The following is a 25,384-nucleotide window of genomic DNA, read 5'->3' as shown; positions in this document are numbered from 1 at the left end:
CCCTCTGGCCTGGCCTCCGGCCCGCCCCCTGACTTGTCCGTAATCGCCGCAATGCCACCCTTATCATCCAGTGCCGGCCCGCTCCCCGCAGCCCCGGCGACCGCCCGGCGATCGGGGCGGCACACGTCGGCGCGTCCTACTCAATCGCGTGGCGTGAAAAAAGTCCTGTGCAGGAAGCGCTTGAGCAGCACCGCCTGCCAGCGGTGCTCGGCCGCCTCCTTGGCCACCTTGGCCATCCGCCGCGCCCGCATCCGCACCGACGTGGTGAGATATTTCGGGTCGATGTTCCGGCTGGAATCGATCCGGAGATATTTGGCGAAATACGGATAGTCCCTGAGGAAATCGACATAGACCTGCCGGTGGCTCGGGTCCCACGGTCCGTTGGTGGTGTTCCACGGTTTGACCGGGCCGGTGAAATGGACGATCCGCGCCCCGAGCGAACGATCGAGATCGGCGAGCCGGAACCAGGTCGAATAATTGTAGCGCGGATGCATCATCTCGCGCTGCGACCCGACCACCGCGTTGAGCGCGCTCTGGTCGTGATGCTTGCAGCGTTCGGGGTTCTCGGCGAGGAAGCGCAGCGCCTGCGTCGTGAACGTCCGCCACGCCTCGCGCTGTGCCATCATCACGCCGGCGTTGAAATAATCCGCGACCCGGTCGATGCCGATGCCCTTCAGATAGGATTGCGGATTGGCGTAGCGGCCGCCGTTGTCGAGCCGGTCGGCCCCCGCCAGCAACGTGCCCGGCGGGCAGTCGTGCGCGATCAGCGGCGCGACCGGACCGACGATCTGGACGTCGCCGTCGATATAGATGACCGTCTCATATTGCGCCGGGATCTCCGCCTCGACCGCGAGCCGGCCCAGGGTCGAGCTCGGGCAATGCAGGTCGGGCAGGCGGTCGACGCTGTCGGGGATGAAGCGGCGGCTGTCGAGGAAGCGGAAGTTGAACCGCGCCCCGCCGAGTGCCGCCTGGATCGCCGCCTGTTCCTCGTCGGGGATGTCGATCAGATAGATGATGATGTCGGCGATCGCGACGACATCGGGTTGCGCGGCGAGCTGCGAGGCGGCGATCATCGCCTGGCCGACATAGCCGCGGTCGCTCACGAAGGTGATGACCCGGGTGATCCCCGGCCTGTTACACTCGGGTGTCCCCAGGGTTAGCTTGTTCACCGGTACACTCCTGACTGGCGCATCGGGCCGGCGCCGAGCCGACCTCACGTCGCGACCAGCATGGCACGACGGGCATCCCGCGGTGCGCCGCGTTCATGTCCCCCTATGGTCGACGCAGGTCAATAATTAGTAAGCGCCCGTTTTGGCACGGGTTCGGCCCACGAGGATAGCCTTGGGCGACAGGCGATGCTACGGTTTTGTTGCCTGCTATCAGGTCGACGGACGGTGCGCGTCCATCGTGCGACGGCGTCGCCTTCTTCGGGAAGGGTGCGGTCAGGCGATGGTCCCGCGCCCCGATAAGGGTCTGCAATGGTCGTTCTAGCAATCTTCTGGCTGTTGTTCTTCGCCGCGGCGGTGTCGGGTATCCGCTGGACGCTGTATCTGTTCTTCGCCAGCCTCGCCTTCGGCTCGCTCGCCATCCTGCCCGTCAACCTGACCGGGGGCACCACCTTCCTGCCGCACACCGCCTGTTCGGCGTTGCTCTGCATCCGCTCGTTCATCGCCTGCCGCAAACCGCACCTGCTGATCGACGGGCTGCTCGACTATAACAAGCTTGGCCTGCTCACCGCCTTCATCGTCTACGGGCTGATGGTCACCTATACCGCGCCATTCCTGTTCCACGGTGCGCCGATCATGGGGCTCAACAACATCACGCGCAGCCCGCTGGGCTTCGGCTCGGGCAATATCACCCAGCCGCTCTACCTGCTCGCCGCATTCGCGATCACCATCTCCATCTACCAGCTGCTGCTGCAGACCGACACGCGGCGCATGGTCTATCAGGCGATCTTCGTCGGTGGCGCGATGGCGCTCATCGCCGGGATGATCGACATGGCGACCGCGGGTTCGGGCATGCTCGCGCCGCTGCGCACCGCGACCTATGTCATCATGGATGGCGACGACGTCGGCGGCATGCGCCGCGTCATCGGCTTCAACACCGAAGCCTCGGCCTATGGCGCGCTGGTGCTGTCGTTCGGTGCCATCATCTACTTCACGCGGATCGGCGAGGCGCTGGGCGGCATCTATGCCAAGATCCAGACGCCGATGGCGCTCGCGCTGATCGCGTTCACCGTGCTGTCGACCTCGTCCGCCGCTTTCCTGGGACTGGGCATCCTCGGCGTCTTCGCGGTCGTCGCCAACGTCATGGCATTGCGCCACCCCGCCGACGAGAAGCGGGCATTGATCCAGCTGCTCGTGATCGGTGCCGCGGGACTGATCGTCGCGGCGCTGGTGGTGGCGACGCCGAGCATGTTCAACGGCGCGGTCGAACTCGTCGACAGCCTGATCTTCAAGAAGACGTCGAGCAGCTCCTATTCGGAGCGCAGCAGCTGGAACCTGGTCAGCCTCGAAGGCCTGGTCGCCACCGGCGGCTATGGCGTCGGCGTCGGTTCGACCCGCGCATCGAGCTGGCCGGTCGCGGTGCTGAGCAGCACCGGCGTCATCGGCGGCCTGTTGATGGCGCTGTTCTTCCTGCGGCTGCTGACGCTGGGCCTGCGCAATGCCAGCGACGAGATCCGCCGGGTGGTGATCGGTGCGCGCTACAGCCTCGCGGTCTGCCTCGTCCCCAGCGCGGTGGCGGGCACGCTGGTCGATTTCGGCGCGTTCAACGCGACGCTGTTCGCGATCACCACCGCGCTGCCGACGCTGATCCCGGTGGCGACGCGCCGGCGACGCGTGCCGCGGGCGCCGCGCGTGCAGGCCAATGCCGTGGCGCAGCGTTGAGGCCGGGCCGAGATACGGGTGGCGGCACCGCGCCGGGTGGCGCCGGTGTGCATACCTGTTATCAACACCCGATCGTTAATCCTGTCCTGATCCGGGGTAATCCACCTTTGATCTCACGGCCGTAGCACAGGAAGATCCAACGCATGAGCAGGCGCATTCTGGTAACCGGCGGGGCGGGATATATCGGTAGCCATACCTGCAAGGCGCTCGCGGCGGAGGGGTTCCTGCCCGTCACCTACGACAATCTCAGCCTGGGCGATCCGGCGCGCGTGCGCTGGGGACCGTTGGTCGAGGGCGACGTCCGCGATGCCGCTGCGGTCGCCCGCGCGATCGCCGATCACGACGCCGAGGGCGTGATCCATTTTGCCGCGGACGCCTATGTCGGTGAATCCGTCGCCGACCCCGCGCGCTATTACGACAATAACGTCGGCGGCATGATCGGCCTGCTCGCCGGCATGCGCACGGCAGGATGCGCCCGGATCGTCTTCTCGAGCACCTGCGCGGTCTATGGCGACCCGACGACGCTGCCGATCTCCGAGGACACGCTGCCGGCACCGGTCAATCCCTATGGCCGGACCAAGCTCATCGGCGAAGGGATGCTCGCCGATTATGCCGCCGCCTACGGCCTCGACTTCGTCGCCTTGCGCTATTTCAACGCGAGCGGCGCCGACCTCGACGGCGAGCTGGGCGAGGATCGCGAGTACGAACCGCATCTCATCCCGCGCGCGATCCTTCATTTGCTCGGCCATCTCCCCGATTTCCAGGTGTTCGGCAGCGACTTCCCGACCCCCGACGGCACCGCGATCCGCGACTATATCCATGTCGCCGACCTCGCCCGCGCGCACGTGCTGGCGGTGCAGCGGCTGCTCGCCGGCACCGGCGGACGGCGCATCTTCAATCTCGGCTCGGGCGTCGGCCATTCTGTCGCCGAGGTGCTCGCCGCGATCGCCGCGGTGTCCGGCCGGCCGCTCGCCACGCCGACCGGCAACCGCCGCCCCGGCGACCCGCCGCAGCTCGTCGCCGACGTCGCGGTCGCGCGCGACGACCTCGGCTTCACCGCGCGCCATTCGGCCTTGCGCGACATCATCGCCTCGGCCTGGCAATGGCACGTCAAGACCCATCGCGAGGCCGTGTCATCCTGACGCCGGCCGCCTCCATCCGCTCCTCGGGGACCGATCATGCATCTTGAGAAACGCATCCTCATCACGGGCGGCGCCGGCTTCCTCGGCTCGCATCTGTGCGACATGATGCTCGCCCGCGGCCATCGCGTCCTGTGCGTCGACAATTTCTTCACCGGCACGCAGCGCAACGTCGATCATCTGCGCGACAATTCGCGCTTCGAGCTGATGCGCCACGACGTCAGCTTCCCGCTGTTCGTCGAGGTCGACGAGATCTACAATCTCGCTTGCCCGGCGAGCCCGATCCACTATCAGCGCGATCCGGTGCAGACCACCAAGGTCAGCGTCGTCGGCGCGATCAACATGCTCGGCCTTGCCAAGCGCACCAAGGCCAAGATCTTCCAGGCCTCGACCTCGGAAGTCTATGGCGACCCCAGCGTCCACCCGCAGACCGAGGATTATTGGGGCAACGTCAACCCGATCGGCATCCGCTCCTGCTACGACGAGGGCAAGCGCTGCGCCGAGACCTTGTTCTTCGACTATCGCCGCCAGCACGGCCTGACGATCAAGGTCGCGCGGATCTTCAACACCTACGGGCCGCGCATGCACCCCAATGACGGGCGCGTCGTGTCGAGCTTCATCGTCCAGGCGCTGCGCGGGCAGGACATCACTATCTTCGGCTCGGGCGAGCAGACCCGGTCGTTCTGCTATGTCAGCGACCTGCTCGCCGGGTTCGTCACGCTGATGGACACGCCGAACGACGTCACCGGCCCGATCAACATCGGCAATCCGGTCGAGTTCACGATGCTGGAGCTGGCGACGCTGGTGATCGAGCTGACCGGCTCGCGCTCCAGGATCGTCCACATGCCGCTGCCCGCCGACGATCCGCGCCAGCGCCGCCCCGACATCAGCCTCGCGCGCGAGAAGCTCGACTGGGAACCCAAGATCCAGTTGCGCGAGGGTCTCGAGAAGACGATCGCCTATTTCGACGCTCAGCTCGCCGGTTACGCCCAGCACCAGCGGGCCGATCCATGATAGGACGAAATCACCGTCGCCGTGGCGGCGTGACGCTTGCAAATCCCGCGCCGGCCATGCCATGGATCATCGCTTAGCCAGGCGACTTGAAGGTGTTGGTAATCATAGCATTACCATAACAAGCAAGTTGCCGCGATCCAGCGAGCTAAACGGTTAGGACCAAAACGGGCGTGCGCACGATAGACCAGTATGTATTGTGCCGGCCGCATGACGCGGGACTACATATCCGTCAGGAACGGGATCGCCGACATGACTGAGGGGATGCCGTCGATCCGGGCCAGCATCGTCGTCATCAACCACAATTACGGCGAATTCCTCGCCACCGCGATCGACAGCGCGCTGGCGCAGGATCATGCCGATGTCGAAGTGGTCGTGGTCGATGACGGCTCCACCGATCATTCGGCCGCAATCATCGCCGGCTATGGCGACCGCATCCGGGCGGTGATGAAGGCGCAGGGCGGCCATGTCGAGGCGGTCAATGCCGGCTACGCCGCCTCGTCGGGCGACGTGGTGCTGTTCCTCGACGCCGACGACCTGATCCATCCCGACTGCCTGCGCCGCGCGCTGGCGATGCTCCAGCCAGGCGATTCCAAGGTGCAGTTCCGGCTGGCGACGCTGGACCGCACCGGCGCCGACCAGAACATGCCGTTCCCGCATTTCCCGCCCAATTTCTCCGCCGACGACGTGTTGCGCGGCGCGGCGCGCTCGGGCTGGTATCCCTGGACGGTGTCGACCGGCAACGTCTTCGTCCGCGGCTTCCTCGACCGGGTGATGCCGATCGATGCCAAGACGGTCTATCGGTCGCCGGACGGCTATCTTAGCAAGCTCGCGCCGCTCTACGGGCCAGTGCGCTCGCTGCGCGAAGTGCTTGGCGGCTATCGCGTCCACGGCCAGAACGCCTGGGCGAGTTCGCAGAAGACGTGGAGCGCCGATACCGCGCTGCGCTGGCTCGCGTTCGACCGGGTGCTCGAACGCGCCTTCGTCAGCGCGGCGCAGACGCAGGGCGTCGCGGTGCGCCAGCCGCTGCTGCGCTCGTTCCAGGCGCTCGAATATCGCATGCAGGCGCTGCGCTTCGCCGATCCGGACAAGCGCCCGCCCGACAGCCGCCAGACGGTGATGACCGACGCCGTCCACTGGCTGGTCGAGCTCCACCCGTTCGGCTGGCCGGGCAGCGTCGCGCGGTTCGGCTGGCTGGCGTTCCTCGGCTATGCGCCGCGCCGGCTGGTCGAACGCCAGGTGCGCAAGGCGCGCACCCAGACCAACCGCTCGCTATTCTGGCGCTCGATGCTATCGCTGACCCGCAAGTTCGAATAGGGGCGGCGCCGGTCCGGTCCGCCCGGACCGGCGCCAGCGGCTCACCGCCCGATCGAGGTATAGGCGAAGCCGAGCGCGGCGATCTCGGCGGGGCGGTAGACGTTGCGCAGGTCGACCAGCACCGGGGCCGCCATCGTCCGCTTCAGCCGCTCGAAGTCGAGCGCGCGGAACGCATCCCATTCGGTGACGATCACCACCGCGTCGCTGCCCGTCGCGGCGTCATAGGCGTCGCTGCAATAGGTGATGTCGGGCAGCGTCGCGCGTGCCGCGGCCATGCCTTCTGGATCATAGGCGCGTACCGTCACGCCGGCATCGTGCAGCGCCTGGACGATCGCGATCGACGGCGCATCGCGCATGTCGTCGGTATTGGGCTTGAAGGTCAGGCCGAGCAGCGCGACCGTCTTGCCGCGCGGCGCATCGCCGAGCATCGCGATCACCTTGCGGCCCATCGCGCGCTTGCGGCTGTCGTTGACCTTGACCACCGCCTCGACGATCTGGATCGGGCTGTCGTGGTCCTCGGCGGTCTTGAGCAGCGCGAGCGTGTCCTTGGGGAAGCACGAGCCGCCATAGCCGGGGCCGGCGTGCAGGAACTTCTTGCCGATGCGGTTGTCGAGGCCGATGCCGCGGCTGACGTCCTGGACGTCGGCGCCGACCGCCTCGCACAGATTGGCGATCTCGTTGATGAAGGTGATCTTGGTCGCGAGGAAGGCATTCGCCGCATATTTGATCAGTTCGGACGTGCGCCGGCCGGTGAACAGGATCGGGCTCTCGTTGAGGTAGAGCGGGCGGTAGACCTCGCGCATCACCTTGCGCGCGACCTCGTCGTCGGTGCCGATGACGATCCGGTCGGGGCGGGTGAAATCGCCGATCGCGGCGCCTTCGCGCAGGAATTCGGGGTTGGAGACGACCGCCACCGCGACGTCGGGGCGCTTCTCGCGCAGGATCGCCTCGACCTTGTCGCCGGTGCCGACCGGCACGGTCGATTTGGTGACGACGACGGTCGGCCCGGTCACCGCCGCGGCGATCTCCTCGGTCGCGGCGAAGACGTAGCTGAGGTCGGCATGGCCGTCGCCGTGTCGCGCCGGCGTGCCGACCGCGATGAAGATCGCATCGGCGCCCGCCACCGCCGCGGCAAGATCGGTGGTGAAGCGCAGCCGGCCGGCCGCAACGTTGGCGGCGACCAGCGCGTCCAGTCCGGGCTCGAAGATCGGCATCCGCCCCGCCTCGAGCGCGGCGATCTTGTCGGCCGCCTTGTCGACGCAGATCACATCATGACCGAAGTTGGACAGGCAGGCACCCGAGACGAGGCCGACATAGCCCGAACCGATCATAGTAATACGCATAGAGCCTCATCGTCTGGGGGACCGCCGCAGCAACGATGCGGCGTGCAACGACCTCTAACAAAAGGGGAAAGCTTAGAGAACGCGCGATTGCTGTCCTATTTTGGGCAGGGATCAGCGGATCAGGCGACGCATCGGCGGGATTTGGTCGAGAATCAAGACACACAGCGCCGATGCCAGCACCGCGAGCAGCGCGTTGCCGAGGCAGGCGGCGAGCGTCGCCTGACCCAGCAGGCGCGCCGCGAGGTCGAGGAACAACAGGTGCACGACATAGAGGCCGAGGCTGAGCCGCGCAAGCCGCGCGAACAGCGGCGACAGGCGCAAGGTCGACGGGATCGCCAGCGCGACGAGGAAGGCGGCGATGCCATAAGGGATCGTCATCAGCGTGTCGTCGGTGAAACGCGGGAAGGGGATGGTGCCGACCGCGACCAGCGCCGCGACCTCGGAGAGTTGCAGCAGCGCGGCGACGGCGAACACTGCCAGCGCAAGGCGTAGCGGAATATGACGGCCGCGATCGCGCAGCCACGCACCCGCGGTGACGAACAGCAGGCCGAAGAAGGGGCCGTTGCGCGTGTTGAACGGCGGCTTCGGCAAATGGAGCAGCAGGCGCAACGGCCCGAAGGCGAACGCCAGCGCATAGAAGACGAGCGCCAGCGCGAGCACCGCGCCCCAGCCGAGCCGGCTGCGCACGACGGCAAACAGCACGCCGGCGACGCCCAGCGCGGGCAGGAACCAGAGATGCTGGCCGTCGAGACCGGTGATCAGCAGCCGCACGATCATCGCCGGCGAGCGCAATTCGGCGAGCGAGTCCTGGAAATAGAGGATGTAGACCAGCGCCCAGATCAAGAAAGGCGGCGCGAGCCTGACGAGCAGGCGCAATGCGGTCCGCTCGGGCGAGCGTTGCGGCATGAAATAGCCGAAGGCGACGAAGAAGAAGGGCACTGCGAAGCGCGACAGCAATGCGATCACGTCGGCCGCGACCGGCGCGTCCTGGGCGCCGTTGGACACCGCATGGATCAGCACCACCGCGACGAAGGCGACCAGCCGCATCAGGTCGATGCCGGCGAGGCGGATCGTGCCGTCTGGCGGCGTCACCGGGGAAGCGTCGATTGCCGTCGCGATGGCCGATCCCTTTCCGCTCAAGCCTCGCATCGACCGGCGGCCGGACCGGCCCGACACGGCGTCGGCACGATCTGGACGGGGAGATGCCAAGCACTGCCAACAGGTTGGCGGCAAAGGTTAGCATAACCCGGCGACGGACCGGCAAGCTTTTGCGAAAGGTGGCGCGATAAACGGCTAAGCGACTGGGATCGCCCCGGTAATTTTACCGGGCAGCGTCAGTCCTTGTAATAATTGCGATACGCGCGCCGCCTTCTGCGCCTCGACCGTCGGTTCAGCAAAACCACGATCAGACTTAATCCGACCAGCGCCGCGATTATGATGAGGGTAGGAACCGACATGCTCACGATTAATCAAAGGCTCCCTCGTGAACGCGTTGCCGCATCTAACAATGATGCGCTGCGATATGCAACGCCAAATCGCCTCGCACCGTGTTCAACAATGGGAAAGCATTCGACCCGATAGCGGCCAATAGCGACACTTGACCAGGCCAGTTTTGGTAAATGCAAAATAAACGCGCGGCGCACACGAAGGTGGTCCCGCCATTCAAACAGCATGAACCGGTCGAGACCATTATAGCGCGATCGCGATCCGCGCCTTGAGCAATGCACGATCAATATTCGCGGTGACCAGATACGGGCGGACCCGATCCGGGATTAATGCTCATGTACGGCACTGCGGCATTTCGAGGGATCATGGCCGTTTCGGATAGGGTCGGGCGACTTGGCGCGACGGGGTCGGGCAGCGTACACAATGTCCGTCGACCTCGATCGTCTTGGCAGTCATGCGAAACCCTGCGGCGCCGGCGGCAACGCTGATGATATTCGCCGCGGTATGGCCCCTGATCGGCGTGGATTGCCCGCACCTCTGGCAGACCAGGGTGATACGCGGCTGATATTGCTCGCCTTCTATCGCCCGATTGTCGGTCGGCTGGACGAGGTTGGCCTGCATCAGGATATCGAGGATGCGATAGACGCTCGCCGCGGCGGGTTCAGCGTTCACCTTGGTCGAGGCGGTGGCGAGCGCGAAGATCTGGTCGCGCGCATCGGCATGCGCCGCCTCCTGCGCGGGCGACACCATGGCGCCGTCGCCCGCCGCGGCACCGCCACGCCGACGGCGCAGCTTGGCGGCGATGCCGAGCACCATCGATTCACCGCCCTGCGGCCGGCCGGCGACCTGCCAGAGCAGCAGCACCGTCGCGCCGAACGCCAGTGCGCCGAGCGCGGCGAGCGCGGCGAGCGCCACCGTCAGCCACGGCCGCGACAGATCGGTCGGGAGCAGCTGCGCCACCGGGAAGACGACCGCCCCCATCACCAGGCAACCGAGGATCGGGCGCAGGATCGCCTTGAGCTGCGCCCAGACCGGCAGGTCGATGGCGTCGCGCGCGGCGCGCACCGCCATCCCGGCCAGCACCAGCGCGGCGGCCGCCCGCGCGGCCGCGATCCCCGGGATCAGGAAGAACCAGGCGCCGGCAATGACCAACGGCACCTTGACGAGGAAGTCGGTGAGTTGGCGGTTGAAGATCAGCGTCGAGCGGCGCAGCGCCAGCGCCAGCGCGTTGAGCGGCGTCCACAACAGGCCGGGAATGCCGGCGAGCGCCAGCCATTGCAGGATCGGCGCGACCATGTCCCATTTCGCGCCGAGCGCGAGGCTGACGACGGGATGGGCGAGCAGGGCGGTGCCGGCGAGGATCGGAAAGCCGAGCAGTGCGACCGCCGCGAAGGTCTTGAGATAGGCCTGGCGCAGCCGCTCGGGATCGTCGCGCACCGCGACCAGCCCCGCCGACAGCGGCCCGAGGATCGGCGTCAGCAGCACCTGGCCGGGGATCGACGCCAGACTGTCCGCCATGGTGAAGCGGCCGACCGTCGCGGTCGGCGCGAGCCGGCCGAGCACCAGCCGGTCCATCTGCCAGGCGAAGGCGGAGAACAATTGCGCGCCGCTCAGCCAGCTCAGGAAATTGCGGAACAGCCGCCAGTCCTTGAGCGAGAAAGTGGGACGATAGGGGGCAAGGACGAACGACATCAGCGACGCCGTCACCGGCGACAGGATGGTGCCGAGCGCCAGCGCCCAATAGCTGCCCGTCGCCACCGCGACGCCGATCGACACGCACAGCGAGACGACCTTGCCGAGCAATTCGGTGGCGACGGTCCGGCGGAAGTCGAGATCGCGATTGTACAGCGCCAGCCGCGGGTTGCTGATGCCGCGGAACGCCGGCGCCAGCGCCAGCGCGGCGATCAGCGGCAGCAATCGTGCGTCGCCATAGACCATCGCGAAGGGCCAGGCCGCCGCGCCGATCAGGATCGCCAGGACGACGCCGCGCAGCACGCTGAGCGTGAAGGCGGTGTCCATCATCGTCCGGGTGATGTCGCGTTCGACGAGCAGCACCTGCGACACCGGCAGTTCCATCACCGCCTCGACGATGAAGATCAGGCTCATCGCGATGCTGATCAGGCCGAAGTCGGCGGGCTGCAACAGCCGCGCCAGCACGATCAGCGCGACGAGATCGATCAGCCGCGACAGCAATCGCCCGCCGACCGCGAGGATCGAGGCGAGCGCGGTGCGATGCGAGGCGGTCGCCGCGACGGCGGTGGTGCGGGTGGCGGCGGCCGGGGCGGGGACGCCCGCCGATCCTAGCGCCACGTCAGGACCGCGCCGCAAGAGAAAGGGGTGTCCCGGGGACGGGGCGCACGGCCGCAACGAACGCCAATACTCTCTGCTCCGATGATGACATCGACGGACCGGGACCGACGTGATCCTGGACCGCAAGCCGCGCCGCAGCCGCTTAGCGCATTGATTAGCGGTTCCTTCATCGTCTGTCACCCGCATTGAACCATTGCTTTCGGCGCGGCGCTGGCCTGATATGGGGCCATAAGCACGATGCAGGTGCGCGCCGCACCGCGGCCGACGGGAGAGGAATGCAGACGACGGCCGAGCAACAGCACCCGACCCGCCGCCTCTGGTATAGTTAACGCCTGTTGACCAAGAACAGATCGGCAAGACACGTGCGCTGCAATAGCGCGATCGCAGTCCCGGCAGGGTCCAGACGCGCGGGATCGGCCATGAGTGTTATCGTCGCGGTCTTTCTGTTCATCACTGTTGCCACAACGGTTGCGAATAAGCTGGTACGGCCGGTGAACATCGTTCACACTGTCTTTACCTTTTTTGGCTTAGAGCTATATCCAGAAGATTAGGGTGCGATATGGCGATAACTGCTCAGATCATCAGTGACGACCGCAGCTCGGAACGGTTCCCGGCCGGGCTCAACGCGACACTGCGCGACCAGGTGACGCGTCCCCACGACGTGATGATCGACGATCTGTCGCTGACCGGCTTTCGCCTGTCGGGCGGCCCGGCGATGGCGCTAGGCAGCGAGGCGTCGATCGGCTTCGCCGGCATCGGCGTGCATCAGGCGCGGGTGACGCGCCAGGACGGCGACGTCTATGGCTGCGAGTTCGTCACGCCGATCACGCAGGAGATGCTGACCCGCGCGCTCACCGCCGGCCCGGTCGCGCCGATCGCCTTCCCGACCGCGGCGGGCCCGTCGTTGCTCGACCACGTTCCCGAACCTTATGTCGAACCCTATTCGGGCCGCACCAAGCTGGCGATCGCGACGGTCGCGGCCGCCGCTGGCTGGGCGGTCGCAGCCGGCCTGTATTTCGCGCTGACCTGAGCGTCGAGGGCGGGGGATGACCCGCCCGCCCCCGCACCGTCAGAAGCGCAGCACGGCCGATGCGGTCACGTTGCGCCCGGCGAAGGTCCGCGCGCTGGCGATGCCATCCGCCGGAATATAGTCCCGGGGACGGCCGACCTCGGTAACCGCGGTCACGTTGAACAGATTCTGGGCGTTCAGCCCCAGCCGGATCGTCGGCGTCACGTCGACCGACGCGAAGCCGTTGGTCAGCACGTAACCCGGCATCTTCAGCGTATTGGAGTCACCCGCATAGGATGACGTCGTGCCGGTGACGTTCAGGCCGACGACGAAGCGGCCGGTATCGATCGACGGCGTCGCCTGGAAGACGATCGCGGCCTGGCGATAGGGGATGTGCCCGTCGAGCGTCGGATCGACCTCGCTCTCAGAAATGCGGGCATGGGTATAGGTCGCCCCGCCGAGCAGGTGGAAGATGCCGCGATCGAACCCGCCTTCGAATTCGACGCCGTAGGACCGGTAATGGTTCTTGACGAGCATCTGCACCGGGACGGCGATCTCGTTGGTCTCCGCGGTGAGCGCGCGGAAGGCGGTGAGGTTGGCGAAGAGCGGACCGGAGCGGAGCTTGATGCCGAGATCCTGCTGGTCGACGAAATTGACCGCGACCTCGTCGGCGATGCTGCCGTCCGCGCGGACGCCGCCCCCGAACAGCAGATGGTCGGCGTTGAAGCGCGCGCCGCGGCTCACCCGCCCGAACACCGCGACATCATGGACGATCTCGTAATTCACGCCGACCGAATAGGTGAGGTAGGATTTGCGGTAATCGACGGGCTGCGCCGCGTTGAGGTCGACGACGGGAACGCGCCGTTCGGGCGTCTGGATACGCCCGTCCTGGTTGACGTCGATCATGCCCGGGCGGCTGGGGCCAGCATAGAAGCCGTTGGCCGACGAAATGTTGTAGCGGATGCTGCCGCCGACGTTGAGCCCGCCGATCTGGAAATTGGCGCCGAAATAGGGCGCGTCGATATTATAGTCGACGTCGTAGAAACGCTGGCAGCAATTGCCGAATATGGGTTCGCCATAAGCGATCAGCCCGTTCTGCGTCACCGGCTGGCCGGCGCTGTCGTAGACGTCGAGCAAGGCGGCGCGATGGCCCTTCGCCTCCTCGAGATAGCTGTTCCAATGCCAGTCCATGCTGACCTTCTGGAACGACTTGAAATAGCCGAGCGCGATGCTGCCCTTGAAGGCGCCGAGATGATAATCGCGGGTCAGCGACAGGATGTTGGTCGCATTGGTGAAATCGTTGAGCGTCACGCCGAAGGTCAGCGCGTAGAGGCCCAGGCCGTTGCCGTTGAGCCGGGTCGGGTCGGCGATCGCCCGACCGGCGTTCGGCCCGCTGGCATAGGCCACCGTCGCGCCCGCTTCGCCGATCCTGCCCGCCAAGGTTGCTAGCGGCGCCACATCCGCCGGGAAGGAGGTGATGACGCTGCCCGAATTGCTGGCGACGTTGAACATGTCGCTGAAATTGAAGCCGTCGCCCAGGTCGAACGACACCTGCGCGCCACCGCCGCGGGTCTTGATGCGATAGCCGTCGGCAAGGTCGGAGGCGATCCGGTTGCCGTCATGACCGATCGCGGTGTCGCTGCGGAAATAGGGCGACAGGGTCGTGCCGGACCGCAGATCGAAATCGGGGAAGCTCTCGTAGACCGGCTTGTCCGCGGTGCCGGTGATGCGGGCCGGCGTCGGCATGTAGAGCGGCGAGCGATCGTCGAGAACCTTGACGCTCAGCCGGATGAAGCCGTTGTCGAACTTGCGCGTGACATTGGCCTTAAACTGGCCGCCGCGCTCGGCGGTATAGCCCGTGTTCCTGAGCCCCTTGCCGATGCGGTAGAAGCCGCCGACGTGGAAGGTCCAGTCGTGGCCGATCGGTGCGCCGTAATCGGCATCGAGCCGGGTCCGGTCGAAGTCGACGCCGCGGCTGAAGCCGATCGACCCGCCGGCGACGTCGCCGGTCTTGCTGATGAAGTTGATCACCGCGCCGGGGGCGTTGCTGGTGAAGGTCGACGCCGATCCGCCGCGCAGCACCTCGACGCGCTGGATGTTGTAATCGGGACGCAGGAAGGTGTCGGCGGTGGCGAAGGCGATGTCGCCGAAATCGAGCAGCGGCAGGCCGTCTTCCTGGAACTGGACGAACTTGGCCCCGCCGCTGGCGGAGGGCAGGCCGCGCACCGCAATATTGGCATTGGTCTCGCCGCCCGACGATTCCGACCGCAGACCGGGAATGTTGCGCAGCAGATCGGCACTGCCCAGCGGCGCGAGCCGGACGAGGTCGGTGGCAGCGACCGCGCTGATCGAGATGCTGGTGGTCAGCCGGCGCCGTGGGCGCGCCGTCCCGGTGACGATGATGTCCTTGTCGGGCGGCAAGGTCTCGTCAGCGGATGCCGGCGTGGCGGATGCCGGGGCATCGGATACCGGCACGGTGGTTTGCGCCGAAGCGCCCTGCGAGATCAACGCGATCGCAGCCACACCGACCAGCAAACGGGACGTAACGTTCATTCGAATACCTCATGCGGCGCCGAAACCTCCTTCGGCCGCATCAATTATAGAGGGGGCGGGCGACGCTGATCGGGCATCGGCCAGGCGCGAAACCGCGATCGGCCCGCCATCGACGCCGATGGTCTTGGGAACGTTAGCGCTATCGAAGAATATAAATTCTGCGTCCGGCGCGCCGCGGCGCCGTCACGCAAGGCCGGCCGCCGGCGCACGGGGGCGCGGCGGTCAGCGATTATGCGATGATATTCGAATGCCCCGACGGGGACGTGGCGGTCCGGCTGGTCGGTCCGCCGGTAGCCGGCTTCAGGCCGCGGGCGATCGGCGCAGCAGGGTGATGATCATGTCGGCCACGCTCAGTGCGATCAGCACCGGAATGCCGACGACCATGCTGGCGGTCTCGATCACATAGCCCCTCACGTCGCCTCTCCCACCCTCGCCGGTATCGTCCGGTCGCCGTCGCGCAATTGGGTCTCGCGCATGCGTGCGGCCCGCCGTCCCGATCGCGCATCGAATAGCACGGCGATGGCGAAGGTGGCCAGCAGCGAAAACAGTACCGACGCAAGATACGTCAAGTAACCGCCGCCCAGGCGGCTCCATGCGAACGCGAGAATATAGGTCAGCCAAACGCTCCCAATATAGCAATACAAAGTCTGCCGGCCGACGCAGGCGAGGGCGCGCATCGGCGCCCATTCCGGCAGCCGGCGGCTGAGCGTCAGCAATCCGCAGTAGAACAGGATCACGACCGGTGCATGGACGAGCCGCAAGGTGCCCAGATTACCCTTGGACGTCAGCAGCCAATAGCGGGGGATCGCCTCTTCGACGTGGAGCAGCTTGGCGACCGCGAAGGCGGCGGCAGCAACGCCGACGACGACGGTGATCCATCTGTGCGCCTCGAGCAGCCGGAACAGGGGGACATGGGCTCGGGCAGAGCCCAGAATCAACGGTATGAAGAACAGAAGCTGCCAGGCGGCCGGATTGAACTTCCACTCGACGAGCCTGGGGTCGAGGAGAAGGGTGGCGGTCGCGAGTTGCGAGAGCAGCCACAGCGTCACGGACAGCGCGGCCAAAGCGGCCGGCGAGCGACGATGGAGCCACAAGGCGGCGGGCGTGAGCAGCATGAAGATCACGTAGAGCTGCAGCACGTCGAGCAGCGCCGGCGCCCTGAGCAGGGCGACGAACATCAGCAGCCCCGAGAGGGGGGCGTCGAACAGGAAACCGGCGTCCCAGGCGACCGCCTCCCACCGCTGCATGAGCAGCAGGACGGGGGCGACCCCGACGAGCAGCAGCAGATTGTCGATGTAGAGGGTGCGGGCACGCGCCAGGACCGCATGCGCCGGCCGCGGCTTCCGCTGATACACCATCCCAACCATATAGCCGGACATGATCACGAAGATCGACGCCGACGACGAATATCCGAGCGCGGTCGGCGTCGGAATGCCAAATCCCTTGAGGCCGTAGATCCGGAAAGCGACGGTGATGTGGTTGATGGCGATGATCAGCATCGCCGCGCCGCGTACGATATCAATACGCGTTTCGCGCGGGACGCCGTTCGCCTGCATATGTATTGCCCCCCGACGACGGATGACCGCGCGACATCCATCCGCGGCCTTCGCATTATTGCATTTTAACGCACGGTTGCGCGATCGTCACCCATCAACGTCGACCGGCATGCCGCCGGTGTCCCGATCGGGGGCGGCACCGCCTTCCGTCACCGGCAGGCGTCCGGCCGCCGGCAGGCGACCGGTGTCCGCCCGCTCCCGGTCCGACGCCAGCACGCTGTCGGCCGCGACCAGCCGTTCGGCGCGCGCGACCTCCGCGGCGAAGTCGCGCAGGAAATTGGCGCGGGCGAAGCGGCTGGCGTTGGCGATCGCCGCCTCGGGGTCGAAGCCGGGCAGCCAGGCGTCGAACCGCTCCATCGCCGCGATCAGCGACTCCGCGCTCTGCTCGTGGAAGTGGATGCCGGTCTCGCCGTCGATCACCGTCTCGGTGCCGCCACCGCGGCCGAACACCACCACCGGCCGCCCGGCGGCCTGCGATTCGACCGGGATGATGCCGAAATCCTCCTCGGCGGTGAAGATCAGCGCGCGCGCCTGCGCATAGGCCGCGCGCAATTCGTCGAAGCGCATCCGCGTCGTGAAACGGACGTTGGGGCCGGCGCGCGCCTTCAGCGTCTCGAGCATCGGGCCGTCGCCGATGACGTGCAGCTTGCGGCCGCTGCGGGTGAAGGCGTCGACCGCGATGTCGGGGCGCTTGTAGGGAACGAGCTGGCTGATCCAGACGCATTCGTCGCTGACCGCGTCGCTGCGCTGGAAGATGTCGACGTCGACCGGCGGATAGACGACGCTCGCCTCCCGCCCCCAGAATTTGCCGATGCGCCGGCGGACGAACTGGCTGTTGGCCATGATGACGTCGGGCCGCGACGCGCTCATCCGGTCCCAGGCGCGCATCCGCGGCGCGACCAGCCGCAGGTAGAGGCCGGCGAGCTTGCCGCTCGCCTTGCGATAGGCGTGATATTGATCCCAGATGTAGCGCATCGGCGAGTGGCAATAGGTGACGTGGACCGCGTCGGGGCGGGTGATGACGCCCTTGGCCGGCCCGGCCTCGCAACTGATGACGAGGTCGTAGGCGCTGAGGTCGAGTGCCTCGAGCGCGGCGGGCATCAGCGGCAGGTATTTCTGATATTGCGTCTTCGCCAGCGGCAGCTTGCTGATGAAGGTGCTGAAGATGCGATGGCGCTTGAGCGTCTGCGACAGCGCATTCTCGTCGACGACATGGGTGAAGATGTCGGCGTCGGGATAGAGATCGCAGATCCGTTCGAGCACGCGCTCGCCGCCCCGCATCGTCACCAGCCAGTAATGGACGATCGCCACCTTGCGCGGGCGGGCCGGGATGCTCTCGCCGGGCGTGGGGTCTACGGTCATCGAATAGGGTCCTGTTGCAAAAGCAGCGCCATGCCGCGAACTTACTGGGGCAGCGGCAGATGGGAACGCGTGTCGCGGCGATCGGGAAAATAATTGCGCGGCGTCGCTTTGGCGGCCGGGGTCGGGGTCGCGGCGGGGGCCGGCTGGCCGGCGGTCGCGCCGCTGCCCGGGCTCGCGCCGCTGTCCGACGTGGTGCCGGTGACGGTCGGGCCGGGATAGGCGGGTAGCGCGAGCGGCACGCCGACGACCGCGCGCGTATCGACGTCGCTCGCCGGCAGCGTCGGATCGGGCAGCGTCGGCGCGAGCAGCGCCGGATCGGTGGGCAGCGCCGCGGCCGCGGTGCGGAAGGCGGTGTAATCGTGGGGCTGGCCGGGCAGGCGGTAGAAGATATGGTGGCCGAGGATGCCGAGCTTGAGCAGCTCGGGCGCCCATTTCGGGAAGACGTAGAGCGTGTGGTAATGCGTCGCCTGTCCGGCCTCGGCGGAGGTCCAGCCGTCGAGCGCGGCGGTGGCGACACCCATCGCGACCTTGAAGCGCGCCGGATTGGGCGCCCGCGCGAGCGAGCCGTCGCAGGTGAAGCTGAACTGGCAGCCCGTCGGCCGGTCGGACCCCTGGTTGACCACCTCGCAGATCGTCTTGGGATAGCGCGGATGGCGCAGCCGGTTGAGCACGACCTGCGCGACCGCGCGCTGGCCGCTCAGCGGCTCGCCATTCGCCTCGTAATAGACCGCATTGGCGAGGCAGACGGTCTGGCGTTCGAGATCGGCGCCGAGCCAGGCCGCGACGAAGGGCGGCGCCAGCGGGTTGCTGGCATGGCTGAGCGGCAGCGCGAGGTTGCGGGCGAGCGCGTCCTGCGGCGACAGTTTGAGGATCGCGCTCGGCACGAAGGTGTCGAGCGGCAGCTCGTCCTCGGCCAGCGGCGCGGGGGCTTCGACCTTGGTGCGCGCCGGGCCGAAGGGAATGGCGTCGAGGAAGGTGCTGTCGTCGTCCATCGTCAACAGCGCGGTCACCAGCCCGATGACGAGCAGCACCGCGGCGAGGCCCCAGAGCGTCGATCGTTGGGAATGGGAAAGCGACACGGGCGGTCCTCGGGCAATCGGGGCGGCCGCACCCTTATGCCGATCGTTCGGCGGGTGTCCTGCGCGGGATCGGATCGATCCCCGCCGCATCGTGTGTTTTCGGCACATTTGCAAGCTGGCAGAGGCGATTGCATTGGCTAGGGTCGTCGCGAACCGGCGGTTGGCACGGCTCGGTCGGACAGGGGAGGGATATGAGCGTATTGCCCGATCGCGAGCGTGCCTCGCCCGCACCACCGACATCGGCGCCGCGTCCACTCGGCTGGGCGGCGCCGGCGCTTGCCGGGCTGGTCGTCGTGCAGATCCTTGCGGGTGGCGCCAACCAGGGCCTCGCCAGCGCGATCGCCGCCTTCGCCGATGCCTTGCTCGCGATCGCGGTGATCGCGCTGTCGCCGGCCGCGTCGCGCTTCTGGCGGCTGGCACGGCTGCCGCTCGCGCTGTTAGCCGTGGCGCTGGCGTGGGCGGCGCTGCCCGGATTGCTGCCGCAGGGGCTGGGCAGCGCGCTCGGCGTGCCCGCCAATCCGGCCGCCGATCTGTTCGGCCTCGCGCTCGCCAAGGCGCTGGCGACGACGCTGCTGACCCTCGTCGCCGCGCTGCTCGCCTATCGCGCCGGCTCGGCGCGCGGCGTGGTGCGGGTGCTGACGCTGGTCGGGCTGGTCTATCTCGCCTGGGCGGCGGTCGATGCGATCGACTGGCTGTACGACAGCGCGCGCGCCTCGCGCTACAGCGGCACGATCGGCAATCCCAATGCCGCCGGCATCACCTTCGCGGCGCTCGCCCTGCTCGCCGGCGGACTGGCGCTCGCCCCCGACGAGGAAGCGATGCAGCTGCGCCTCGCCGCACTGGCCGGGAGCGCGGTGGCGCTGGTGCTGTGCGCGCTGACCGGCAGCCGCAGCGCGGTGCTGCTCGCGATGCTGGGCGGCGCCCTGCTGCTGGTGCGGCGCTGGCGGCGCTGGCAGGACGGCCGGCCGCCGCTGCGACTGCTCGGCCCCGCGGCGCTGGCGCTGATCGTGCTGCTGGTGCTGGTCGCGGTGTTCACCCCGGTCGCCGACCGCTCGGCCTATCTGCCCGAAGATGCCGGATCGCGCTGGGCGGTGATCGATCATTACACCGGCGTGGCCAACCAGAGCCCGCTGTGGGGCCATGGCCTCGGCAGCTTCTACGAGGTCAACCAGCGCACGCTGACCGCGGAGGTCGCGCCGCTCTACTGGAATTTCGGCGCCGCGCACAATGCGCCGGTACAGCTCGCGATCGAGGCGGGCTGGCCGGGGCTGGCTCTGTTGCTGATCGCGCTGGCGGCGATCGCCTTCCAGATCACGCGGGCGCGGCGCGACTGGTGGTCGGTCGCGCCGCTGTGCGCATTGCTCGCGATCGCCGGCAGCGCGATGGTCGATATCGCGCTCAACGTGCCGGCGGTGGCGGCCTTGTTCGCGATCCTGCTCGGCTCGGTATGGGGCGCGGCGCTGGCGAGCGGCGCGACGCGGCGGCCGGTGGCGGCGCGACGGCCCGTGACGGCGCGGAAGCGACCCCGGCGCGCGAAGGCCTCGACGACCTGATATCCTTCCGTTGGTGCTGAGCCTGTCGAAGCACCTTGAGACCCACCTACCACTCGACAAGCTCAGGGCGAACGGACGGGGAAATGGAAGGTGGAAGGCGGGGAAGCGGGCAGCCTCCCGTCGTCACGCCTCAAGGCTTCGGCTGCATCCGCAGCGCGAAGCGGACCGACATCGGTGAGCCGCCCATGATGTCGACCAGCCGGTCGTTGAAGCGGCCGTCGAGCGCCGCGAGCCACGCCGCTTCGGCGACCGCCGCCTCCTGCGTCGCGGCGGGCAGGTCGCGCCAGTAGCGTGCCGCATAGGCTGCGCGCCAGAAGCCCTCGGCGGTGAGGAAGGGCGCCGCGGCGTAACTGGCGATGAAGGCCCGCAGGCTTGCCGGGGTCGGGTGATCGCCGGGGGCGATCGCGAGCTGGCTATGGAGCAGCAAGGTCGCCGCGGCGTCCGGCCGGCCGGCATCGGCGACCGCAAGCATCGCGCGGGCATGGGCGAGGCTGGCGCGATCGGAACCGGGCGGCACCGCGGCGCCGGCCTGCCGCAACCACAAAGCGGCAAGCCCGATCGCGGCGCGCGGCGGTACGTCGGCGGGCCGCCAGCCCGCCGCCTCGGCGAGCAGCGCGGCGCGGACCGGCGGTTCGGCGTCGCGCACCGCAGCGACCGCGGCGACGCGTCGTTCGCTGCCGATCGCCATGCCCGACAGGACGAGCGTCACCCCCGCAGCCGCCAGCCACGCCGGCCTCAGGCGGGAGCGGGTCACCGCCGCCTATTCGTTGTAATAAGAGGAGTAACGCGCCGAATAATAGAGGCCGCCCATCGCTTCCGAGCGGTGATCGACCATCGTCAGCACCGCGCCGAGCACCTCGCCCTGGCTCTGTTCGAGCCCGGCGAGCGCGGCGTCGACCGCGGCGATCGGCGTCGTGTTCCACTTGATGACCAGCATCACCGCATCGGCGAGACCGACCAAAGTGCGGGCATCGGCGATGCCGAGCAGCGGCGGGGTGTCGAGGATGATGAAATCGTAGCGGCCGCGCGCCTCGGCGAGCATCGCCTCCATCCGGCCCCCGCCGAACAGGTCGATCGGGGTGAACAGCGAGCCCTGGACGAGCAGCAGGTCGAGTCCGTCGACCTCGTCGGGGATCACCGCCTGCGCCATCGACGCACGGCCTTCGAGTACGTCGGCAAGACCGGTGTCGACCGAACGGTTGAGCGCGCGCAGCACGCCGGCACGGCGCACGTCGCAGTCGATCAGCAGCACGCGGTCGCCGCTCAGCGCCATGATCCGCGCCAGCGACAGCGCGCTGGTCGTCTTGCCCTCGCCCGGCAACGTCGAGGCGAGCGCGATCACCTGGGTCGGCTGGCTCTGGTTGCGCGACACGATGAACGAGCGGATCGCGCGATAGGCCTCGGCATAGACCGTCATCGGCTTGGCGACGAGCGTCGTCGCCGGATTGGCGACGCGGCGCGACCGCAGCTTCCACGGCGTCGGCAGACGCGGCACCGAGGCGACGAACGGCAGGCCGAGCATCGTCTCGATGTCCTCGGGCTTGCGGATCGTCGAGCTCAGCCCCTCGAACAGCAGCACGCCGGCGAGACCGAAGACGAGGCCGATCAGCAGGCCGGCTGCGGCGAACGCCTTGACCTGCGGGAAGGTCGGCTTGGTCGGGATCGTCGCATTCTCGATGATGTTCGCCTGCGGCGTCGAGACGCGCTGCGCCTGCGTCGACTGCTGCGCCGCCTGCGCGAGGCGGGTGTAGGCGGTACGCTTGGCCTCGGCGTCGCGCTCGAGGCTGCCGGCCATCACCGACGCCTGATCGTCGCGGGCGACGCCGCGCTGGAGCGTGTTGAGGCGGTTGCGCAGGCTGGCGGCGCGCGCCTCGGCGGAGAGCGCCTGGCTGCGCAGGCCGCCGACGACGCGCTGCGCCTCCTGACGGATCTGCGCGTCGAGCGATTCGATCTGCTGCGCGACCTGGATCGACAGCGGATAGCGCGGGCCGTAGCGCGAGCTGAGCTCGGCGCGACGCTTCTCCGCCTCGGTGCGCTGGCGGCGCAGGTCGGCGATGACCCCCGACGACAGCACCGCGGAGATCGCGTCGGTACCGCCGGTGGCATTCTGCCGTTCCGCCACCGACACCGCCGAGCGCGCCGCAGCGGCTTCGGATTCGGCGGTGGCGAGCTGCATCGACAAGGGCGCGATCTGCTGGTCGGTGATCGTGCCGCCTTCGCCGCTCTGGCTGATGCCGCTCTGCGCGCGATAGGAGGCGAGGCGCGCGTCGGCGGTCTGCACCTCGGCGCCGAGCTCGCGCAGCCGGTTCTGGATCGACTGCGACTGTTTCGCCGCAGTGCCCATCAGATTGTCGGCGGTGCCGGCGACATAGGTGCTGGCATAGGTGTTGGCGATCCGCGCCGCCTTGGCGCCGTCGATCGAGCGGATGCCGATGAGGACGAGATAGCTCTTGTCGTCGCGGTTGATCTTGAGGTGCTCGAGCACGCCGCTGGTCGCGCGTTCGATCGCGGTGTTGGCGGGGCCCTTGCCGGTGAATTCCGGATCGCGATCGAGGCCGAGCTGGGTGACGACCTTGCGCGCAGTGGCGCGCGAGCCGATCACCTGCACCTCGGTGTTGACCGCGGTCTGGTCGGCGGGCTGTTCGGTGCCGTTGCCGAAGTCGAGCGGCGAGGCGGCATTGGGGGTGATGCGCACCTTGGCGAACGCGTCATATTTCGGCGTCAGCATCAGCGCCGTGCCGAGCGCGGCCGCGAACACCACCAGCGCGGTGACGACCACGATGATCCAGCGGCGACGGATCGCTTCGCCGACCGACTTCAGGGTGACAGCGCGCCGTCCGACATGACGTGACTGGTCGAAGCGGCTTGCTTCCTCTTGCTCGGCCAGCGTGGACATCTTGTTCATACGGTCGCTATTTTCCCTTGGGGGACGACAGCGTTAGCGCTGCAGGACGATTGATAACAGCGCACGGGTTTCGTCGAAAGCCTGTAATCCGACGTTGCCGCGGGCGGACCGGTTGTCGCGTCCGACCAGCAGGCCGAAACCGAAATTGCGGTTGAGCAGATAGCGGCCGCCGGCGCTGTAGCGGACGATCTTCGACCGACCGTTCTGGTTGACGAAATCGTCCTGCTCATAGCCGACCTGCGCGTTGAGCAGCAGGTTGCGGAGCAGTTCGTGATCGACGCGCAACGCGGCTGCGGTCGCGAAGAAGCCGCTGCTGGTGCCGAAATAGCTGTCCTGCACGGTGCGGCGGACGTTGAGCCCCACCGTGGTGAGCTGGGTCGGGAAATATTCGACCTTCGCTTCCGCCGCGATGCCCGAAATGTCGCGATAGATCGGCGAATCGTAGCGGCGGTTGACGTAGCCCACCCCGATGCCACCGCGGATCAGCGCCGACAGATCGAAGCTCGCGCCCCCGATCACGTTGAATTCCTTGGAATCGCGATTGGGGATGCCGGTGGTCAGCGGATATTTGTAGGTCGTGTCGGTATAGCCGCCCTGCACGAACAGCGAGGTGTCGGGCGACACCGCATATTCGCCGCGCGCGGTGGTGCGCAGCAGCACCTGGTCGCGGCCCTGCTGGCTGATCAGCCCGCCCGAGAAGGACCGGACGTCGGAGAAGTTGAACTGGTCGACGCTGACCGCGACCTGGCCGCGGATGCGCGCACCAGCGAAGGCGCTGCCGACGCTGGCGGTGGTCTGCTGGAACTGGATCGCCTCGGCGGCATCCTGCGGCGAGGCGGCGGACGAGCGCGGCTCGGTCGAGCGTGCGGTGCGCAGCAGGGTGTTGAAGGTCAGCGAGCGCGTCGCGTCGAGCCGGCCGCTGGCGTCGATATTATAGTTGGTCTCGTTCCGCGGCGTCTCGCTGGCGAAGCGGCGCAGCCGCGCGCCAGCGTTGAAGTTCAGCTCGTTCGTCGACCAGTTGCTGTTCGCGGCGATCGACGGCGCGATCAGCGCATAGACGTCGCTCTGCTTGTTGTTGTCGACCTGATAGGCGTTGTCGCTGAATCCGGCACCGAGTTCCAGCTTCGGGTAGAGCAGGAACGAGCCCGCCCGCACGCCCTGCGCCTGATATTCCGGGCGCTCGCGCTGGAGGACGCTGGTGTTCTTGCCGCGATCGAAGTCGAGCGGCAGGTTTGGCAGGACCAGATTGGAATCGGTCGACTGCGCCTGCGCCACGCCGGCAGCGAATGGCATCGTCAGCATGCCCGCGAGGGCAACAAAGGGCAGCCGCATCGAAATACCTGTCATCAAAGTCATCAATTAAAACGAGGCGTAATTGGAGCTGCCACCGCCGATCCCGACGGCGGGACCCTGGGCAAGCGTCGCGCCCGGGCCGCCGACCGCGGCGGTGCCGTAGCGGTCGCAGCGCGAGGCGTTGGTGAGCACGTCGCGCAGCGCCTCGACGGTCGGCTTGGAGCTGCGCGGCACGTCGAGCGCCTCGTGCAGCGCGGCGACGACGACCGGGCAATTGGCCTGGCTCTGATCGACCGTGTAAGCGATCTGCGCTTCGAGCTGGTCGCGGCCCGCCGGGGCGGGAACGCCGGCGATCGTCCGCATGATCTCGGTATAGAGCGCGATGACGTTGGGATCGTCGCGCGACACCATCGGCGACAGCGGCGTCACCGGGATCTGCGCGTCACCACTGGCACCGACGAAAGACAGCGTCGCCGCCATGCCGAACAAAACCAATCGCATAGCTGAACCCCTTAGTTGACAAGTCTGTGTCACATAACGCCGCAATCGGCAATCACGTGGCATGGCCCGGTCAACATTCCGTCCGATTTCGGGACAATAATGGCCCTAATCACACGGTT

General features: G+C 67.5%; 18 protein-coding genes. 6 read left to right on the top strand and 12 right to left on the bottom strand.

Features of this window, described 5'->3' with window-relative positions; translation table 11 throughout:
* Positions 1 to 140: 140 nt before the first annotated feature.
* On the bottom strand, positions 141 to 1,169 hold the full coding sequence (locus FFS23_RS05590) for a glycosyltransferase family 8 protein (protein WP_137897798.1): 1,029 nt from the start codon (positions 1,167 to 1,169) through the stop codon (positions 141 to 143).
* A 309-nt stretch (positions 1,170 to 1,478) separates the two neighbouring features.
* Here FFS23_RS05590 and FFS23_RS05585 point away from each other — a divergent pair, with 309 nt between their 5' ends.
* The 4 genes from FFS23_RS05585 to FFS23_RS05570 all read left to right on the top strand — a co-directional run bounded on the left by FFS23_RS05585 (position 1,479) and on the right by FFS23_RS05570 (position 6,355).
* Positions 1,479 to 2,888 carry a hypothetical protein gene (locus tag FFS23_RS05585; RefSeq protein WP_137897797.1) on the top strand — a complete coding sequence of 470 codons (1,410 nt, stop codon included), beginning with the start codon at positions 1,479 to 1,481 and terminating at the stop codon, positions 2,886 to 2,888.
* A gap of 143 nt (positions 2,889 to 3,031) precedes the next feature.
* Positions 3,032 to 4,030 carry a UDP-glucose 4-epimerase GalE gene (galE, locus tag FFS23_RS05580; RefSeq protein ID WP_137897796.1) on the top strand — a complete coding sequence of 333 codons (999 nt, stop codon included), beginning with the start codon at positions 3,032 to 3,034 and terminating at the stop codon, positions 4,028 to 4,030.
* Positions 4,031 to 4,066: 36 nt separating this feature from the next.
* Complete coding sequence (locus tag FFS23_RS05575) at positions 4,067 to 5,041, top strand: UDP-glucuronic acid decarboxylase family protein (protein WP_137897795.1); 975 nt, start codon at positions 4,067 to 4,069, stop codon at positions 5,039 to 5,041.
* A gap of 249 nt (positions 5,042 to 5,290) precedes the next feature.
* Positions 5,291 to 6,355, top strand: a complete 1,065-nt coding sequence (locus tag FFS23_RS05570; RefSeq protein WP_249340536.1) for a glycosyltransferase family 2 protein — start codon at positions 5,291 to 5,293, stop codon at positions 6,353 to 6,355.
* A gap of 41 nt (positions 6,356 to 6,396) precedes the next feature.
* Here the strand turns inward: FFS23_RS05570 and FFS23_RS05565 are convergent, their stop codons facing one another.
* From FFS23_RS05565 to FFS23_RS05555, 3 genes are all read right to left on the bottom strand, one after another.
* Entirely contained in the window at positions 6,397 to 7,698 is a 1,302-nt protein-coding gene (locus FFS23_RS05565) for a UDP-glucose dehydrogenase family protein (RefSeq protein WP_137897794.1), read from the bottom strand.
* A 111-nt stretch (positions 7,699 to 7,809) separates the two neighbouring features.
* Positions 7,810 to 8,790 (bottom strand): acyltransferase family protein, encoded by a 981-nt coding sequence (locus FFS23_RS05560; RefSeq protein ID WP_171009375.1) that lies wholly within the window; start codon positions 8,788 to 8,790, stop codon positions 7,810 to 7,812.
* Between the two features lie 717 nt (positions 8,791 to 9,507).
* The gene (locus FFS23_RS05555; protein WP_171009374.1) at positions 9,508 to 11,472 is read right to left on the bottom strand and encodes an oligosaccharide flippase family protein; all 1,965 of its coding nucleotides are present in this window, start codon (positions 11,470 to 11,472) and stop codon (positions 9,508 to 9,510) included.
* 541 nt (positions 11,473 to 12,013) lie between these two features.
* Between FFS23_RS05555 and FFS23_RS05550 the strand changes: the two genes are divergently transcribed.
* Positions 12,014 to 12,484 carry a PilZ domain-containing protein gene (locus FFS23_RS05550; protein WP_052075860.1) on the top strand — a complete coding sequence of 157 codons (471 nt, stop codon included), beginning with the start codon at positions 12,014 to 12,016 and terminating at the stop codon, positions 12,482 to 12,484.
* 39 nt (positions 12,485 to 12,523) lie between these two features.
* Here FFS23_RS05550 and FFS23_RS05545 read toward each other — a convergent pair whose 3' ends face one another.
* The 4 genes from FFS23_RS05545 to FFS23_RS05530 all read right to left on the bottom strand — a co-directional run bounded on the left by FFS23_RS05545 (position 12,524) and on the right by FFS23_RS05530 (position 19,013).
* Positions 12,524 to 15,016: a TonB-dependent receptor domain-containing protein gene (locus FFS23_RS05545; RefSeq protein WP_137897791.1), complete on the bottom strand. Its 2,493-nt coding sequence runs from the start codon at positions 15,014 to 15,016 to the stop codon at positions 12,524 to 12,526.
* Positions 15,017 to 15,426: 410 nt separating this feature from the next.
* The gene (opgC, locus tag FFS23_RS05540) at positions 15,427 to 16,572 is read right to left on the bottom strand and encodes an OpgC domain-containing protein (RefSeq protein WP_137897790.1); all 1,146 of its coding nucleotides are present in this window, start codon (positions 16,570 to 16,572) and stop codon (positions 15,427 to 15,429) included.
* Between the two features lie 87 nt (positions 16,573 to 16,659).
* Positions 16,660 to 17,934: a glycosyltransferase gene (locus FFS23_RS05535; RefSeq protein ID WP_137897789.1), complete on the bottom strand. Its 1,275-nt coding sequence runs from the start codon at positions 17,932 to 17,934 to the stop codon at positions 16,660 to 16,662.
* Between the two features lie 41 nt (positions 17,935 to 17,975).
* The gene (locus FFS23_RS05530; RefSeq protein WP_249340535.1) at positions 17,976 to 19,013 is read right to left on the bottom strand and encodes a cell wall hydrolase; all 1,038 of its coding nucleotides are present in this window, start codon (positions 19,011 to 19,013) and stop codon (positions 17,976 to 17,978) included.
* Positions 19,014 to 19,204: 191 nt separating this feature from the next.
* Here FFS23_RS05530 and FFS23_RS05525 point away from each other — a divergent pair, with 191 nt between their 5' ends.
* Complete coding sequence (locus FFS23_RS05525) at positions 19,205 to 20,566, top strand: O-antigen ligase family protein (RefSeq protein ID WP_137897788.1); 1,362 nt, start codon at positions 19,205 to 19,207, stop codon at positions 20,564 to 20,566.
* 130 nt (positions 20,567 to 20,696) lie between these two features.
* Here FFS23_RS05525 and FFS23_RS05520 read toward each other — a convergent pair whose 3' ends face one another.
* From FFS23_RS05520 to FFS23_RS05505, 4 genes are read right to left on the bottom strand one after another with little or no spacing between them, the layout of a single operon-like run.
* Complete coding sequence (locus FFS23_RS05520) at positions 20,697 to 21,320, bottom strand: hypothetical protein (RefSeq protein WP_137897787.1); 624 nt, start codon at positions 21,318 to 21,320, stop codon at positions 20,697 to 20,699.
* A 6-nt stretch (positions 21,321 to 21,326) separates the two neighbouring features.
* Positions 21,327 to 23,471 carry a GumC family protein gene (locus tag FFS23_RS05515; protein WP_041394080.1) on the bottom strand — a complete coding sequence of 715 codons (2,145 nt, stop codon included), beginning with the start codon at positions 23,469 to 23,471 and terminating at the stop codon, positions 21,327 to 21,329.
* A 33-nt stretch (positions 23,472 to 23,504) separates the two neighbouring features.
* Positions 23,505 to 24,773: an outer membrane beta-barrel protein gene (locus tag FFS23_RS05510; RefSeq protein ID WP_041394081.1), complete on the bottom strand. Its 1,269-nt coding sequence runs from the start codon at positions 24,771 to 24,773 to the stop codon at positions 23,505 to 23,507.
* A gap of 57 nt (positions 24,774 to 24,830) precedes the next feature.
* Positions 24,831 to 25,265 carry a hypothetical protein gene (locus tag FFS23_RS05505; RefSeq protein ID WP_137897785.1) on the bottom strand — a complete coding sequence of 145 codons (435 nt, stop codon included), beginning with the start codon at positions 25,263 to 25,265 and terminating at the stop codon, positions 24,831 to 24,833.
* Positions 25,266 to 25,384: the final 119 nt, after the last annotated feature.

Source organism: Sphingomonas sp. 2SG, assembly GCF_005503285.1.
GTDB lineage: Bacteria > Pseudomonadota > Alphaproteobacteria > Sphingomonadales > Sphingomonadaceae > Sphingomonas > Sphingomonas taxi.
The sequence above is the reverse complement of the archived record's forward strand: the minus strand, read 5'-3'. Positions and strand labels throughout refer to the sequence as shown.